The following is a 16342-nucleotide window of genomic DNA, read 5'->3' on the forward strand; positions in this document are numbered from 1 at the left end:
CCGCTTTTACGCAACCCCATGCTCCGCCGTAGGCGCTTTCAATGGCTTTTTGTTTTGGTGTCATGATCGTCGATTATGCAGCAGCTTGGGTGAATTCGATTTGACAACTCGTTACTTCCAGCTCGTCGCAGACGTCGACCAGGAAATTAACCAGCGTATGCGCATAATCAACCTTGGCAAGGCAGTCCTCCAACGATGGCACGTCGACAAGGTTAGAGTTGCGAAGCTCTTGGTACATGTACGCACTTGTCAACTCGTTCAGTATTTTGGTGGCTTCGCCGGCGCCCTCGTGCCCAATGAAACGGCGGCATATTTTTTCCAAATCAGATTTTCGAGTAGGCACAGCCGCGGGTAACTCACGCGGATACAGAACCCTTTTTGCGTAGTGCTCGCGCCATGCGGCCTCCCAATCCTCAATGTCCGGGCTATTCTGCTCGAACGCAACCATGTCCTGATGGTATCCTAACTCAGCTAAGAAACACTTCGCCTTAAAGCCGGCCTGCGTGGCTTCATTTGCTGCACGTGTAAGGGAGGCTACCTGGTCAGCGAGCCCTCCCGCTTTCCGTTTCCAATAATTGAGGTCGTTTTCCTTGTCGGGACCAACTTGCGAAGGTGCCCCAGGTTGTAAAGTGTCCATTTCAGATAAAAACGGTTAAGGTTAAGTAAATGCTTTTTTGGGTTCAATTCGGCCTTTTTCAACAAACTCATTCAGGTCGGCTATTTTGTAATACACATAGTGACCTCGTTTGTAGTGCCGTAATTTTTTCGAGGCGGTGTAAAGCCTGATTGTAGGCAGTGACACCCCAAGCATAGAGGCAGCTTCCTCTGCGCGGACGTACTCGAATTTGTTGAGTCCGTGCTCATTTCGGGAGGATTCAATAGCGCGGTCCAGCTTCACATCGAAGCCGCTCAGGCGGTCCATTATTTCGTCGAGGATATTAGACATTGGTCGGTAGTTGGGCGGAGGAAATCTATAGCTTATAGCGTAGGTCGGTAATTTAGATTTTAAGCAGACACTAAGGCATTAAACTCACTGATTAGTTCATGCTGCCGCTCCTCTTCTTTTGATCGCAAAGCCTGACATTCCCTAATAACTTCCGTTGAGACGGAAATGAATTCAATAATGTCGCCTGGCATCGGTTTTACTTTGCCAGACTTCCAAGAAGATACCACAGCCCTTGATTTAAAAAATTTACTATAAAACAAGGAATTGCCGCCGGCAAATTCGTTGATCTTTGAAAACGCCTCCTTCACTAGGATCGGAAAAGCTTTCTCATTCTCAAGTCCTTTCATACTGAATTTTCTGTTTAGTTTTTGCTTACTTTCACCGTTTAATAAGGCAGATTGAGATCAAAACAATATATTCTGTATATTTGTATCAAATCGACCTTGGATACAAATATAAATACGAATATTCTGCATTATGCAAGATTCTCTGAAAAATAATTCAACATTTTCTGAAAGACTAGCACAAATTCTTGATTATCAGGTCATTTCACCGCAGGAATTTGCCCGAAAACTTGGATACACACGTGCCCAAAGCATCTACGACTTTCTAAACGGAAAGGTTAATCCGTCATTCGTCTTCTTTCAGAATTTCGTAAAATCAGAATTTTCTGAAAAAATTAACCTTAACTGGTTGATATCCGGCGAAGGTGAAATGGCAAAGCCAGAAAACCCCGACGCCGCATGGGCTATCAATCGTCCAGAGGGAATAAAATCGGGAGTAGCGAACAGAATCGCCCAATACATAAACCATATCGGACTGCCTTACTTACATGTTTGCGAAGACGTACTGAAATTGGACGCTGATCAAGTCACCGCATTCATTACAGGAGATGCGCCAGTGTCAGACTCGATCATCAGACGGGTGTCTTTTGTCTTTGAGGATATAAATCTCGAATGGCTACTCACTGGAATTGGGCTACCCTCGATTGCAGAAACGCCTCAAAATATGGAGAATCTACTAGAGCGCGCTAGAATATTTGACTTACAAGCTGACTCAATCTTAACTAGCGAGCAATTGTCTAATGACCTGGCAAGAGCGGCTGACTTAATACAGAAAGACCAATCAACCGAAATTCGTGATTATGGCCCATTCGCTTCCAGGTATCTAATCACCACTCCATATATCCCGCCCCTAAGAGATCAAGAATTTCAGTATTATATTGAGATGTGGGACGACATCAGTGAAATAGACCTGTTCGACCGGCATTCTATTACCCTCGATTCGTTTAAATTTGGAGTTTACAGGTCATTTGTAGCCCATGATAATGCTTTGAATTCTGAGGAAGGGTTAGGGATACGTGAGGGAGATGTCGTTACGGGAAGGCGCGTAGAATGGCGAAAAAGGACAATAAGTCTGTTGCAGGTCAGAGAAGTTATCGTAGTAAGTAAATCGGAAGTTTATTTTAGAAAAGTACAGACCATCGACCGGCAAGGGAATCTTGTGTTAGAAGCAGCAAATGCCGACAGAAAAGTGTACCCAGATTTAACCATTTCTACGGAAGACATTTTAGAAATATATGAAATAGAGGCCCTGACTCGCTACCCAAGAAAAAAAAACAGAATTTAACAAGGGATAGAAACGACACTTATTCAATAAAATCACCCAGTCAAGCGGATACAAATATTTGATCGGCCGATAGAAATAGGTTATGTTCGGGCTCAAACTCAAACTGAACCCGATTATTAATGAAAACTTTTTTTGTTGTTGTCATCTCACTGGTCTCTTTGACCTGTCACGCACAATCCGACAAAGAACTTAAATCGCAGGTATCCAAAATTCCAAGAGGAACAAAAACCATTGTCCTCACTTTGGATAGCACTCGATCACAAAAAGAACACTTGGCGGAATTGGTGACCCATATCATCGACAAGGGTTACGAAGTTGACAATATGAACGCGGATTTGGGCATGATTCAGACGAAAGAAAAAAATATAAAGTTTGCATGGAGCGCCCGGTTTACCTTTTTGCTGGTCAAAAACAAATTAAGAATAAGGGGGAAAGCCATTATCGAGCTCGCCGACGATTCGGCATATGACATCGAAAATAAAGGAAACTTAGGCGATATGTACGTGTACACATTCCGTGAGATGATCCGGGTGTCCAACGGCATTCCAAACTTAAGTATTGAATACTCGAAATAAAAATTTTAGTCCAACACTGGCGGCCCTGATCAAGCTCCCGGGCGCCCTCAAATATCAAACAACTTTGATATTTGAGGGTATTGTGATATTAATACAGATACACTCAACCCCTCAATCAAATGTCGAAAATTCTATTATACCCTCTTATTACCATTCTGTTTTTCTGCGGCTGCTCCAAAGACAATGTTGCCCCGGACCTTGCCGGGGCTGTGGATGATAAAGAACTCGCAGAAATCTTACCCGGCAAATGGACATATAGCCTTGTTGGAAAGGGTAGCAAGTACTGGACTCAAACTATTTCTTTTCAAGCCGAAAGGCCTTATATGGGGTCATCAGTCGCGGTAAATGAATACGAAACCATTTCCGCCCCTACTTTCACCACCACTTCCTATAAAATCAATATCAAAAACGGCATTATGGAGGCGGAGACCGAATCGGGAGCAGTTAAAATTGTTTACCGAATCGAAAAGATTGGTCGCAGCAAAATTATCCTTTTCGAGAGGCTTCGGCCATCTGACCCAAGATCGGAATTGGCAGGAAAAGAGTTTACCAAAGGAAGGTAGTATAGGATAATATCGCTTCGTTTAAAAAATGAATATTCAGACAGCAAAAAGGTTACTTCAGGACCAAAGCTACAAGCTTTCAGAAAGATCAAACTGGAACCAGGCATGGATCACCCAGACCGCATCATACATTGAAAAAATCTTTGGGTCAGAATCACAAGAATTTAAGCATATCGCAAGCTTCACGTTCGCCTTGCATCAGGGCCTCAATGAATATACCGATGAATACAATCTTAGACGAGACCGCCATGTTGCTGCCACCCAAGTATTCCTTGCAAATTGCATAGAGACACTTGACATCAAAGGTGTATACGCCCCACAGAAAACAAACGTGCTGTACCGCCTTGACAATAACTGGCTAGTGCCATTATGTGTAACTATAGTTTCTGCCGTTTGGTATCTGGGGTACTATTACGGAGTCGCGACTACCGATTACAAAAATGTGGATTTAACCAACAAGGTTAAGGAACTTCGAGACAGCGTTTCGATGGGCCAACGAGCCACCCAGGAAAGGGTACAGTATGCTGCAGACTCCATAAGTGTTTTATTCGCAGAAAAATTACCCACCTATTTAAATAGCATTCCACGCGACAAATCAGCAGCGGGAAAGCTAAGTAGGAAGGAAGTGGAAAAGGCATTGAACGAAATCAAAGGGGAAACTTTACAATCCGGGACGAGATAATTAATCGTCCCTGTATGCGGATAAACTTCACTCACTATCCTTTTACAATACAGCATACTCTCTGAAGCCCGGCACCCGTCGGGCTTTTTTATTGCAATAGTATTTCTATTGCAAGTCCCATGAAAATGGTCAGATCGGCGTCACGTACACCAGCAAGCCTTTCGCTTATATTGCAATGTGACTATTGCAAAATGTATTGCAACCCAGATCCTATTGCAACAAAAAAGCACTTAGAAGTTAATCTAAGTGCTTGATTTTGAAGCGATCTCGTTGTGATTCGAACACAAGACCTACTGCTTAGAAGGCATTAGCACTAAGAGGAGTTCCTGGTGAGCACCTTAACATCGAGCGACACAGAAATTTAGAGAATGTGAAGTCTGATTTTGACCTCAAAGGTTAATAATTATTTGTACGAAAATGATAAGGTTCTGAAAATCCTAGTGTAAACCTACAAATCAACGGAAACATTCGGGTTCTGACCTGAATCATCCCAGGGGCGATTCTACACTGTGTTGTTACCTCCCCTTCGCTGTTTCCGTTCCATCAACAATCGCCTAACGTGGAATCTCAATTCAATCTCTGTAACACTCCACTCCTCTCACACCCGGCACCGATACAATATGCCCTCAAAAGCCAGGCACCAGTCGGGCCTTTCGTTGACTTGCATTGTGCATACGTCGTTTTCCTCAAAAATCACTCTCCGGATATCCAAGGCATACAAATTCATATGCTGTTGAAGAGCAATGTCAAGTAGAAACGACGTATACTGTCCCTTTACTGCTTTCAAACCATCATTCATTTACTCCATGGCAAAATTCGTAGTCAAAACGCGCAAAGACGGAGAATTCCAGTTCGATCTCAAAGCCTCCAATGGCCAGGTGATCCTGACCAGTGAAGGATATAGCGCAAAAGCTTCATGCATGAACGGAATTGAGTCTGTTCGTAAAAACTCCCAAGAAGACAGCCGGTATGAACGCATAGAGGCTAGCACAGGCCGCTGGCGCTTCAATTTGAAAGCGAGTAACGGCCAGGTCATCGGTGTAAGCGAGGCCTACGAGTCGAAGGCCGGAATGGAGAATGGCATCGAATCAGTTAAAAAGAATGGACAGACACAAGACGTCGAGGACTCAACAGTGTCATAGCACTACTAGATCACTTTATTGAATAGGCCCGGCACACGTCGGGCTTTACTATTTCACGCGACTATATAGAAGTGTGGAACGATTATTGCTGTGATTACGCCTAACTTTAACCAGCAGACTCATTGAAAACTAACCTCCAAAAGCTCGACATACTGAGTAGATATGAACGAGAAAGGACCGCGCTGGCTAATAAACATATATCTGAACTCGATTCAGTGTCGCTTGGAGGTGCCCGAAGACTCCGGAATCTACACCTATCCCAAGTGTTAGCCTTGCAGGAACAACTCTTTCGAGACCTAACTGAGTAATCGCATATATTGGCGACCGTGATTCTCAATACCGGATTGGGTAAAATCATCTCACAGGATTGATGAGACGCATCCATATTTCACCTCGATCCCCCTTCTACTGGCACCATTTCATATCCTATTAGAAACCCGGCAAACGTCGGGCCTTTTTGTTGTAGATATTATAACTCAATTTTTTCATTGTGAATCGCATTGTGAAAGAAACCGGACAACCTAAAAAATAGGCCTCCATTCACTCAAAACGCATATTTCTCTAATAAAGACACATTTACGACGGGAATTTGTCATAGTAAATGTTGAGATATAATGAAGAATAAAAAATAGCTTATTTGATGCAAATTAAGGGGTTTTTGAATTGAAACCGTTTGCTAGTTGTAACGAGGCGGGCGAAGATAAAAAGGAAACCTGGCTTTGAAAGCGGAGACGATCAATTTCAGGAGAATATACCTATCCTATTTTGATATTTAATAAGATTTTGATAAGATTACCGATGTAACCACCACCCTCCTTATCAAAATGAAATTTTTATACTACTCTCGGATTTTTCTATCGTGTTTAATTTCCTTATTGGGGGCATCCTGTGAAAAGGCCACTAAAATAGACGATGATTCAAAAGCAAGTATTACTTACTTTAAAGATCGTCGTACTGGATTATGTTATGCTAAAATTAGTATTACTACAATGACTCCCGCCGGTAATATCCCGTCACTATCCGTCACTCACGTTCCCTGTGATTCAGTTACACACCTCTTGGATTAAGTATGATTTTCACGATGGAAACAATCTCTCCGCCATAACAATAATCAGTTACAACCTTGTCTCACTATGACCCGATACTTACTTCCTGCAATTTTATTCCTTGTCCTGTCCTGTAAAAAAGACAACGACCCATCTCCTGATCTAACTCGCGATCTCGTTGGAGTTTATCAGACAAAAAACGCCCAGGAGTTTCTTGACGATATCAACGTAACTATTACGGTTCGCTGGACAATTGATAAATTATCCGATAAAAAGATTCGGCTGACTCATGATGAAGAAACGGTCTTCGATGGAGATGGATGGCAGGAATATATCGATTCAATACCACCCCGAAAAGTAATTTTCGACAATATTGAACTAACTGAACCAAACAAATTCCAAATAAAACAGAAAGTGGAATCAATTATCGAAGGCTCGGTTCAATCCTCCGATGTCGAAATTACAGCGGAACTCGCAGGAAAGCATCTGGATGCTAACATTAAAGAGACATTCGAAGGAGGTAGTTATCAGGGTGATGTTTTAATGAAAAGGCTGTAAGGAAATAAATGTAGGGGCCATTCGGCCCCCTCTTCCCTATTATTGCCCCGCAGCAATCACCAATACCAGCACAAGGTTTACCCCGAAACCAATCCCCCAGTTTTTCCACACTTTCCCCGACTTAATTCGTTTGGCCTTTTTTGTATAAGCGTTGTGATAATCGGCTTGTTTGAAAAGGTTTTCGTCTGGATAACCCAGGTTTTCGAGTTTAGGGGTGGTGGATGAAGTGATGATCGCGGGGATCAGTCCGACGAGCGGGGATACAAGGCTAGCAATCAGCGTCCCGGTGGCGGCGCCTTTGTACTTTTTGTAATTCTTTTCGGCATCGACTTGCCCTTTTACGGACAAATTTTCGGCAGGTGCAAGTGTAAAAAGCTGATCTTTCTGAATGACTGCCGCTGAATCAAGGCCGGCAGTCTGGGCCTGGGCAAAAAAGGAAACTAAAAACAAAGCGCAAATAAAGAACACTGATTTCATAAAATATTGAAAATAGATAAATAGGTGAGTTTAGCAGGCAATATATGCAAAAACTATCGATCGCATTGCACATTTATCACCGTTATACTATTAACTATTCCAATTAATTCTAAAAATCAACAATCCGATTAAAATACGCTTTCGGTTGCAAGTTTTCGTCAAACAGCAACGGATAATCCTTCCTCCCGCGCACAGGAAAATTGTCCAGCCAGGTCGATTTGTCGGACACATTCCAGAAGGTAATACCGGTAAGTACGCCGCGGTTTTTTCGGAATGTTTTGAAAAGCATTTCGTATTGCGCCGCCTGCTTTGAAAGTAGCTCGGGCGTGAGTACGGATTTGTCGTCGGCGGTCATCTCGCGGCGGCCGTGTTCTTTGGCGTGGATCGAAACGTCCAGCTCAGTAATCTGGACGGCCAGGCCCAGGCTCGCAAACCGGCTGATCGATTCTTGCAGCTCGCTTTCCTTCGGCTCGTACACCGACCAATGCCCCTGCAAGCCCACACCGTGCACGGGCACATTCTTCGCTTTCAGTTTTTTGAGTAACTGAAAAATCTTCTCCCGTTTGGTACTGCTTTCGGTATTGTAGTCATTGTAAAAAAGCAGCGCGGCCGGGTCGGCGGCGTGGGCGTATTCGAATGCCTTTTCGATATAATCCTCCCCTATTATCTCGTAAAACTTCGATTGGCGGTAAATGGCCTTTCCAGTATCCGGCACGGCTTCATTCACGACGTCCCAGGCGTAAATGCGGCCTTTGTATCGGCCCACGACATCGGTAATGTGCTGTTTCAGGCGTTCGAGGAGTACTTCGCGGGTTACCTGCTTGCCGGCGGCGTCGGTAAAAAACCATTGCGGCGTCTGGTTATGCCAGCACAGCGTGTGCCCGCGTACTTTCATGCCGTTTTTCTGCGCGAATGCGACAATGGCGTCCGGCGCTTCCCAGGCATAGCGATCGGGCTCGGGATGGATCGGGCCCATTTTCATGGCATTTTCGGGGGTAATGCTGCTGAACTGCCGCACGATCAGATCCGCTTCCGGCCCCGAGAGATTCCTCGGGGCCACCGCCACGCCGACAGGGAAATAGTCTTTATAAGCCTCCTTTAAAGTTTTTGGCTGCGCGAACGCGGCATTGCAAGCCAGCAGCGGCACCAGAAACAGCTTAATTTTTTGCATAACCTATATTTTAACGCTTTTGCCGGTCGCTACCGACTTGTAAATTGCTTCCACCACACGAATGTCGCGCAAACCTTCCTCGCCGGGAGCGATGAGGTCGGTGTTGTTCATTATGGCCAGGCAATCCTCGTCCATTTGCTTGGCCTGCTGGCTTTTGATCGGGAAGTTGATGACCGTGCCGTCGGACATACTGCCCTTGTTTCCATTGTAGCCCGACTGCGGCTCCATTTTCACCCAGCCTTTTTCGTAGTTCACTTGCAGGTAGTTCATATTAATGCCAAAACTCGTCTGGCAGGCAGCGCGCGCCCCGCTCGGGAAATCGAGCATGAACATCATCGTCTCTTCCACTTCCTTGTAGATCTCGGGCCGGGTGGTCGAGGCCTGGGCGATCACGCTGATCGGCTCCTCGCCCGTGGCCAGGCGTGCGCCTTGCAATGCATACACGCCCATATCGCCCATACAACCGCCCCCGAGCGACTTCTTCTGCTTCCAGTGATCGGTGCGGGCGTCGAAATACCCAGCCGCGCTGTTGACCATTTTCACTTTGCCGAACTTCTGCTCCTTCGCCACTTTCATATAAGCCTGAATATTCGGGTCGTGCTGGCAGCGGTAACCGATCGCGAGCTTTACCTTGTTGCTTTTGCAGGCGGCGATCATCGCTTCGCAATCGGCGACGGACGGCGCCATAGGCTTCTCGCAGAACACGTGTTTACCCGCTTTCGCAGCCCTCACCACATATTCGCGGTGCATCGAAGGCGGCAAAACCACGTACACGATGTCGATATCTGGGTTTTTGGCGATCTGGTCGAAATTCTGGTAGTTGTAAATGTTCTTGTCGGGAATGTTGTATTTGGTTTTCCAGGCCTCCGCCTTGGAAGGTGTGCCGGTAACGATGCCCGCGAGGTAACACTTTTCGGTGAGTTGCAGCGCGGGTGCGAGGAGGTCGGTGCTGTAATAACCGAGGCCCACGAGGGCAATGCCGAGTTTGTCCTTTTTCGGGGAAGTAGCGGCGATGAGCGGGTTGCCGGAGAACAATGTAGCCGCCCCGGCGAGTGTCAATGTCGATAAAAAATCGCGTCTTTCGATTTGCATAGCTTGTATGATTGAATGCTTTTAGGTGAGATACCCGGCACGAATGCGCCTGTGTAGCTTTAAAAGCCCGTACCGGTATCTGTTTTACCAAAATATCCAGCATTATTATTTCCGTAGGGCACGATCGGGACGATCGCGCTATCACGGTGTAATCGTCTGAATCTTCCCGTCGGCGCTGCGTACCAGCTCCCGTACCTTCACATTACGCAGGTGGGTTTTGCCAGAAATCTCCGTATCGTGGTAAAAAATGTACCATTTGCCTTTGAACTCGATAATGGAATGGTGCGTCGTCCAGCCTTCGACGGGTTTCATGATCACACCTTTGTACGTAAACGGCCCGTAAGGCGAGTTGCTTTCGGCATAGCAGAGCAAATGCGTGTCGCCGGTGGAGTACGAAAAGTAATATTTACCATTGTACTTGTGCAGCCAGGCCCCTTCGAAAAACCGACGGTCGTGATCGCCGCCAAGGAGCGGCTTACCGTGCTCGTCGAGGATCTGTACATCGCGGGGTGCCTCGGCGAAGGAGAGCATATCACCGCTCATTTTAGCCACTTTGGCGCTCAATGCAGGCTCCCGCTCATGCCCTTTGCCCAGGTCCGTGGAAAGCGATTTATCATACTTGCCCGAATGCCAGCGTTGCAACTGCCCGCCCCAGATGCCGCCGAAGTACATATAACCCTGCCCGTCGGTATCGGTAAAAACAGCCGGATCGATGCTGTAACTGCCCGGAATCGGCTTAGGTTCGGCTTTGAACGGCCCTGCGGGCGATTGGGAAGTAGCCACGCCGATGCGGAAGACATCCTCCTTGTCCTTCACGGGAAAATACAAGTAGTAAGTACCGTTTTTGAATGCCGCATCGGGCGCCCAGAGTTGCCGCCCCGCCCAGGGAATGTCTTTCAAATCGAGCGCAACGCCGTGGTCGGTTACCTTGCCGCCGATGGCGTCCATCGAATACACATGGTAATCGCGCATATTGAAATGCCCGCCCTCATCGTCCTGCGGCACATTGGCCTCGATGTCGTGGGAGGGATAAATGTAAATTTTGCCATTGAAAACATGCGCGGACGGATCGGCGGTGAACACATCGCTGATCAACGGCTTCACCTGGCAAAAGCCGGTTTCCAGGCCGATGCCGCCGATCGCCAGGGCCATTAATCCGGCGGATAAAAAGCTGCGGGTCATATCAATTGAATGGGTGATGGTTTAATATCCGGAATTTTGTGGAAAAGCAGGACCATCCACGACTCTATCGATCTGCGACTGTGGAATTGGCCTTAACATATTGAAATCCTTCACATAAGGTGCCGCTTCCTGGTTCCACTCCTGCACGCGGCGCACGAGCGAGCGCGTACGTACGAGGTCGTGCCAGCGCTGCCATTCACCGAAAAACTCCCTGCTGCGCTCGTCGAGGATAAAGTCGAGGGTGACTTCGGCGGCGGTGATGGTCATGGCGGTAGCTGCTGCTGCATTTTGCGCGGTGGTGTTGCTCTTGCGGAATGCGGCGCGCTGGCGCACAACGTTGATCAAAGCGGCGGCTTTCGCGGCGTCGCCGGCTTTGAAATGGGCTTCGGCGCCGGTCATGTACACGTCCGAAAAGCGGTAGAGCACACACGGACGCGTAGAAGGATCGTTGAAGTTCGCTCCCCGGCTTGGGTCCATGAATTTTTTCAATGCAGGGAAAATACCATTGTTCCACAGGCTCGGCGGCACTACAATGCCCTTGAAGGGCCTGCTGCCGATAAACTGCGGTGCGCCCGGCACTTCGTAATCAGGCAGCCATACGGCCGTGTCCCGGCCCACCACGGTCGTGTAGCCGATGCCCCGGGTGTTATTGGCAGCGTCGGCCGCATTGGTAATGGCGGTATTTGAAATGTAAACGGTGTAAAACGAATTGGCAAAACGGGAATCGACGTCACGCGTGGTAAAGGCCTGGTCGAGGAAATAGTTTTTGCCCGCGCGCGGCCCGGTAGGCCATTTGTCGGAGTTCGGGCGCATGCGGATGTACGGGCGGCCATAGTACGAATCGCGGATCATACCCGAAGTACCGTTGTTGACGAATGCACCGGCGGCGTTTTTGATGGAGTTGATACCGCTGTTATTGGGGTAATTCCAGTTGGTAAACCAGGGCGAAAGGTTCTGCGCCGCGCCACCGCCTGCTGCGGCACCCACGCTGTAATAGCCATATTTCGGATCGAGCACGTGATCGCTCACGAACATCGTTTCCTTACCATAATCATTCGCCGGTACGAATGCATCGCCGTAATCCTGCCACAGATCCAGCCCATGAGCCGACTTATTGGCGATAATATCGTCGCACAATGCGGCCGCCTGGGTAAAATCGGCCGCGGTATTGTTCAGCCAGCCGCGGGTAAGATAGGCTTTCGCGAGCAGGAATTGCGCCACCGGTTTGGTAGCCGCCTTGCCCAGGAAAGGAGCCGTCGGCTGGTTGGGCAGATCGGCCGCAGCTTCGGTTAAATCTTTAATAATCAACTCATAAACCTGCGCCGCAGGCTGCCGCGATGCTGCCTGCGAGGGCACGGTGATAAACTCGGTATGCAAAGGCACATCGCCCCAGGTTTGCACGAGGTAGAAATACCAGAACGCCCGCAGGAACTTCGCCTGCGCCAAATATTGCTTCCGGGTCGCATCGGGGAGATCGATGGTCTGGCCGTATTGCAGCACGCCATTCAAGGTATTAATGTCCTGAAATGCAATGCCCCAGGCCGAGCCGAAGTTACTGCCGTTCAACCCGTTGTAAGTGTAAGGAATGGGCGTGCCGGCGCTGAGGCCCTGGATAAACTCGTCGGTACCGGCCTGCATTTCCACGGTGAAGCCCTCGGTGCCCCATTGGCTGCGAATGTCGTTGTACACCCCGGCGATGCCGCCGAGCACACCCGACGGGCTGTTGAAATACGACGGAACGATCTGGGATTGAGGATGTTCTTCGAGTACTTTTTCACAACCGGAGCTTAGCAATGCGATAATACCGGCTGTCGCGAATATTTTGATGGATTTCATAGTCGGGTCAGAATTTAAGGTTTACGCCCACGGTGAATTGCCTTACCGGCGGGTTATTGAGGTTTACGGCGATCTGCCGCTCCGGCGCGCCGCGCTCGCTGGCCCCCTGCGGGTTGAGGGTCGACTGCCCGCTCGCGTAACTGTTCCCTTCAGGGTCCACAGCCAGGTTATCCCGCACCAGCGGCGAATAAATAATGAACGGGTTGGTCAGGTTCACGTAAATGCGGGCCGACGTGGCGCCGATTTTCGTAATAATGTCGCTCGCGAAGGTGTAACCGAGGTTAATGCTCCGGCATTTGATGAACGAGCCGTCGTAATACCCGAGCGTGGAGCCGAAGTTGGCGACTGCGCTGCTGGCGTCCGGTGCGGGGAATGCATTGGTCGGGTTGGTATCGGTCCAGTAATCCACTTTCACCTGGTTGACCCGGCTCTGGTTGAAGAATGCAAACCCGCCCGAACCGGTGGAATTGCCTGTCAGGTACGGCACAATCACCTTCATACCCATCCGTGCGTAAGTGACGATCGAGGCATCGAAGTTTTTGAAACTGAAACGGTTGGTAAGCCCTCCCTCCCATCTAGGCTGGAAATTACCCAGGATCTGCCGGTCGTTCGCATCGATTTTACCATCGGCATTCAAGTCCTCCACGCGGATCTGCCCCGGGTATTGCACCGGCGAAGTTTGTTTAGCCAAAGTACCATTCTCGGCGTCGCTCAACTGCCAGATACCCAGTTTTTTGTAATCATAAATCACCGAAAGCGGCTGCCCTACAAACCATCCCGCGCCGAGATTGGCCTTTTCCTGCGGGGTGGTCAGCTGGGTGATTTTCTCGCGGTTGAAGAAATAGGTCGCATCCACGCTCCAATTAAAGCCTTTTGGTTTACGCGCTATTTCAAAAGTGACAGCTACTTCCAGACCCTTACCCTCAGTTTTACCCAAGTTTTTCAATGTCGAACCGGCGCCATTGCTCGGCGGAAGCGGTACGGAGAGCAGAATGTCCTTGGTTTTCTGATGGTACCAGTCCACGGAACCGGTAATGCGGTTGTTGAGGAAGCCGAAATCGATACCGATGTCGATTTGCGAGGTGGATTGCCAGCTCAAATTGCTTGCCGGAAGGCTGGTAACAGTGTAAGCGAGCTGCTGCCCTGCCGTACCGGTGCCAAAATTGTAATAACCCGCCGACAATGCACCCAGCGTCGAGTACGCGCCCACGTTCCGGTTACCGGATATACCCCAGCCGCCGCGCAGTTTCAGGTTAGAAACAAAGGCAATGCTTTTCATAAAACCCTCCTCAATCGCATTCCAGCCGAGGCCGATGGCCGGGTAGTTGAAATACTGATTACCGGGCGACAAGGTCGAAGAACCGTCGCGGCGTAACGTCAAAGTGAGCAAATAGCGGTCGTCGTAGCTGTAATTGAGCCTTCCCATGTAGGACAGCAGGCCCAGTTCTGAAAATGAATTGCCAAAATCGGAGTTGGCGACGGGCTGGCCCGATGCGAGCGAGAAGTTCGAGGTCTTGATGTAGTCCGCCGGCACGCCCGTCACAGTGAAGCGGCTGCCCAGCGAATGGTTTTTGGTGTATTCATACAATGCCGTAAAACCCAGCTTGTGCTTGTCTGCAAATGTTTTGTCGTAGTAAAGCAAATGTTGCAGGTTCACGTCCCAGTACTCGGTATTGCTGATCTCGGCAGTGGACGAAGACTGTACCGTGGCCGAATTGAAGTACGTCAGCGGCCCGTTGTAACCATTGTAATTAGACTGGCTGAAATTCAAACCTGCATTAAAGCGGTATTTCAAGCCCGGCAGAATGTTCACCTCCGCGTACAGGCTGTTGAATGTGCGCACCGAGCGCGTACGTCCGAGGTACGAATCCTTTTTGGTCAGAATCGTGAGCGGGCTCACGCCGGCCGCATCGATAGAGCCTTCGGAGGGGAATATATTCACGCTGCCATCGGCATTGTAGGGCGACGCGAGCGGTGTCAGTCGCACCAGGCCACCCGGTACGCCGCCCCCGCCGGGCGTATTCTGATACGTAAGCGTATTCAGTGTGTTCAATCCTATTTTAATGTTCTTTCCAATGCGCTGATCGATCGTCGCGCGGAGGTTGAAGCGCTGGAAGTTCTGGTTCGGGATAATGCCGGTTTCATTAAAATACCCCAACCCGAGCGAATACTGCGTGTTTTCTACGCCGCCCTGCATGCCCAGCTGGTGGTTGGACATAAATCCGGGCTTGTAGATCAGATCCTGCCAGTCGGTGGAAACACCGTTGGCGAGCGCTTCCTGCTCTTTCGGCGTGAGCAGATAACCCGAAGTACCGGGGCTCGTGCGGTTGTATTTGGCGGCATCGGTTTTGAACTGGGCATATTCGGGGCCATTCATAACGTTGAATTTACCCATGATGCGGGTCTCGCCGTGGTAGCCGTCGTAGCTGAATACCGGCTTGCCGATTTTCCCCCTTTTCGTAGTCACGAGTATCACGCCGCCTGCACCGCGCGAACCGTAAATGGCCGTCGCCGAAGCGTCTTTGAGCACTTCCAGGCTGAGGATGTCGTCGGGGTTGATGTCGTTCAGGCCGCCGAACGGGATACCGTCCACGACTACTAGCGGGCCGTCGAGGCCGTCGCTCGACCCTGAACTGGTCGTGAGCGTGCGGTTACCCCGGATGCGGATCTGCCCTTGCGAGCCCGGCGTGCTGCCATTGCTGATAATGGATACCCCGGCTGCCCGGCCTTTGAGCTGGCTCACCAGGTTGGGCGCCGGTACTTCTTTGAGCGTCGACTCGCTCACCGACACCACCGAGCCGGTCACGTCGCGCTTGCGTTGTGTCCCGTACCCGACCACCACCACCTCTTCCAGCACCTTGTGATCCGGCGCCAGCGTTACATTGATGATCTTCTGATTGCCCACTACCACTTCTTTGGAAGCATAACCCACCAGCGAAAACACGAGTACCGTACTCTCGTTATCGGCGACAGAAATTTTGAAATTACCATTCTCATCGGCGCTCGTGCCGCGCGTGGTGCCTTTCACGAGGATACTCGCGCCGGGCAGCCCGTCACCGGTTTCTCCCGTAACCTTTCCGGTTACCTCCACATCGGCGGCGATGTGCCGTCCGTTCAAACGCGTTTCCGATGCACGGACGACGCCGGCGTGGCCCAGCGTCGTGATCAGCACGAGCGACCATCGCAACGCACCGAGCCGGGTTCTGTTGTTCAGTAAAAAGTAGCGCATAGGCTTGCAGGGTTTTTGTTGAAAATTTTTATTTGTCATTTTGACAATATATTTTTAGAACATAATGATTCCAATAATTTATGGTAACCTGACAATGGACAAAAGTAGCATAGCCGCCACGCCGACCGTGAGCACATTTGTTCAAACTATGGGAACAAATGTTCAAAAAGGCGCTAAAATGACGGATTCATGGACAAAGTTGCATTTAACCCAT

Annotated in this window: 15 protein-coding genes; 6 read left to right on the plus strand and 9 right to left on the minus strand. The window is 49.2% G+C overall.

What is annotated here, in order from left to right; all coding sequences use genetic code 11:
• Positions 1-73 precede the first annotated feature (73 nt).
• The 3 genes from BLQ88_RS12845 to BLQ88_RS12855 are packed head-to-tail and all read right to left on the minus strand — an operon-like array spanning position 74 to position 1293.
• A complete protein-coding gene (locus BLQ88_RS12845) occupies positions 74-637 on the minus strand; it encodes a hypothetical protein (RefSeq protein WP_090150193.1) in 564 nt (187 codons plus the stop codon).
• Between the two features lie 21 nt (positions 638-658).
• Complete coding sequence (locus tag BLQ88_RS12850) at positions 659-946, minus strand: helix-turn-helix domain-containing protein (protein ID WP_090150196.1); 288 nt, start codon at positions 944-946, stop codon at positions 659-661.
• Between the two features lie 59 nt (positions 947-1005).
• Positions 1006-1293 carry a hypothetical protein gene (locus tag BLQ88_RS12855; RefSeq protein ID WP_090150198.1) on the minus strand — a complete coding sequence of 96 codons (288 nt, stop codon included), beginning with the start codon at positions 1291-1293 and terminating at the stop codon, positions 1006-1008.
• Between the two features lie 130 nt (positions 1294-1423).
• On the opposite strand from BLQ88_RS12855, the gene BLQ88_RS12860 reads away from it, so the two are divergent.
• The 6 genes from BLQ88_RS12860 to BLQ88_RS12890 all read left to right on the plus strand — a co-directional run bounded on the left by BLQ88_RS12860 (position 1424) and on the right by BLQ88_RS12890 (position 7141).
• Entirely contained in the window at positions 1424-2575 is a 1152-nt protein-coding gene (locus BLQ88_RS12860; RefSeq protein ID WP_090150201.1) for a hypothetical protein, read from the plus strand.
• A 119-nt stretch (positions 2576-2694) separates the two neighbouring features.
• A complete protein-coding gene (locus tag BLQ88_RS12865) occupies positions 2695-3150 on the plus strand; it encodes a hypothetical protein (RefSeq protein ID WP_143016839.1) in 456 nt (151 codons plus the stop codon).
• 119 nt (positions 3151-3269) lie between these two features.
• Positions 3270-3713 (plus strand): hypothetical protein, encoded by a 444-nt coding sequence (locus tag BLQ88_RS12870; RefSeq protein ID WP_090150206.1) that lies wholly within the window; start codon positions 3270-3272, stop codon positions 3711-3713.
• 28 nt (positions 3714-3741) lie between these two features.
• The gene (locus BLQ88_RS12875; RefSeq protein ID WP_090150208.1) at positions 3742-4395 is read left to right on the plus strand and encodes a hypothetical protein; all 654 of its coding nucleotides are present in this window, start codon (positions 3742-3744) and stop codon (positions 4393-4395) included.
• Positions 4396-5201: 806 nt separating this feature from the next.
• The gene (locus BLQ88_RS12885; protein ID WP_090150214.1) at positions 5202-5537 is read left to right on the plus strand and encodes a YegP family protein; all 336 of its coding nucleotides are present in this window, start codon (positions 5202-5204) and stop codon (positions 5535-5537) included.
• Positions 5538-6670: 1133 nt separating this feature from the next.
• A complete protein-coding gene (locus tag BLQ88_RS12890) occupies positions 6671-7141 on the plus strand; it encodes a hypothetical protein (protein ID WP_090150217.1) in 471 nt (156 codons plus the stop codon).
• 39 nt (positions 7142-7180) lie between these two features.
• Here BLQ88_RS12890 and BLQ88_RS12895 read toward each other — a convergent pair whose 3' ends face one another.
• From BLQ88_RS12895 to BLQ88_RS12920, 6 genes are all read right to left on the minus strand, one after another.
• Positions 7181-7618 carry a hypothetical protein gene (locus tag BLQ88_RS12895; protein WP_090150220.1) on the minus strand — a complete coding sequence of 146 codons (438 nt, stop codon included), beginning with the start codon at positions 7616-7618 and terminating at the stop codon, positions 7181-7183.
• Positions 7619-7727: 109 nt separating this feature from the next.
• Positions 7728-8789: an endo-1,4-beta-xylanase gene (locus tag BLQ88_RS12900; protein WP_090150223.1), complete on the minus strand. Its 1062-nt coding sequence runs from the start codon at positions 8787-8789 to the stop codon at positions 7728-7730.
• Between the two features lie 3 nt (positions 8790-8792).
• Positions 8793-9881, minus strand: coding sequence for a Gfo/Idh/MocA family protein (locus BLQ88_RS12905; RefSeq protein ID WP_090150226.1), 1089 nt, complete (start codon positions 9879-9881; stop codon positions 8793-8795).
• A gap of 141 nt (positions 9882-10022) precedes the next feature.
• A complete protein-coding gene (locus tag BLQ88_RS12910) occupies positions 10023-11033 on the minus strand; it encodes a glycoside hydrolase family 43 protein (protein ID WP_229212691.1) in 1011 nt (336 codons plus the stop codon).
• 51 nt (positions 11034-11084) lie between these two features.
• Positions 11085-12899 (minus strand): RagB/SusD family nutrient uptake outer membrane protein, encoded by a 1815-nt coding sequence (locus tag BLQ88_RS12915; protein ID WP_090150231.1) that lies wholly within the window; start codon positions 12897-12899, stop codon positions 11085-11087.
• A 7-nt stretch (positions 12900-12906) separates the two neighbouring features.
• Positions 12907-16128: a SusC/RagA family TonB-linked outer membrane protein gene (locus BLQ88_RS12920; RefSeq protein ID WP_090150234.1), complete on the minus strand. Its 3222-nt coding sequence runs from the start codon at positions 16126-16128 to the stop codon at positions 12907-12909.
• Positions 16129-16342 lie beyond the last annotated feature (214 nt).

Source organism: Dyadobacter soli (assembly GCF_900101885.1).
Classification (GTDB): Bacteria; Bacteroidota; Bacteroidia; order Cytophagales; family Spirosomataceae; genus Dyadobacter; species Dyadobacter soli.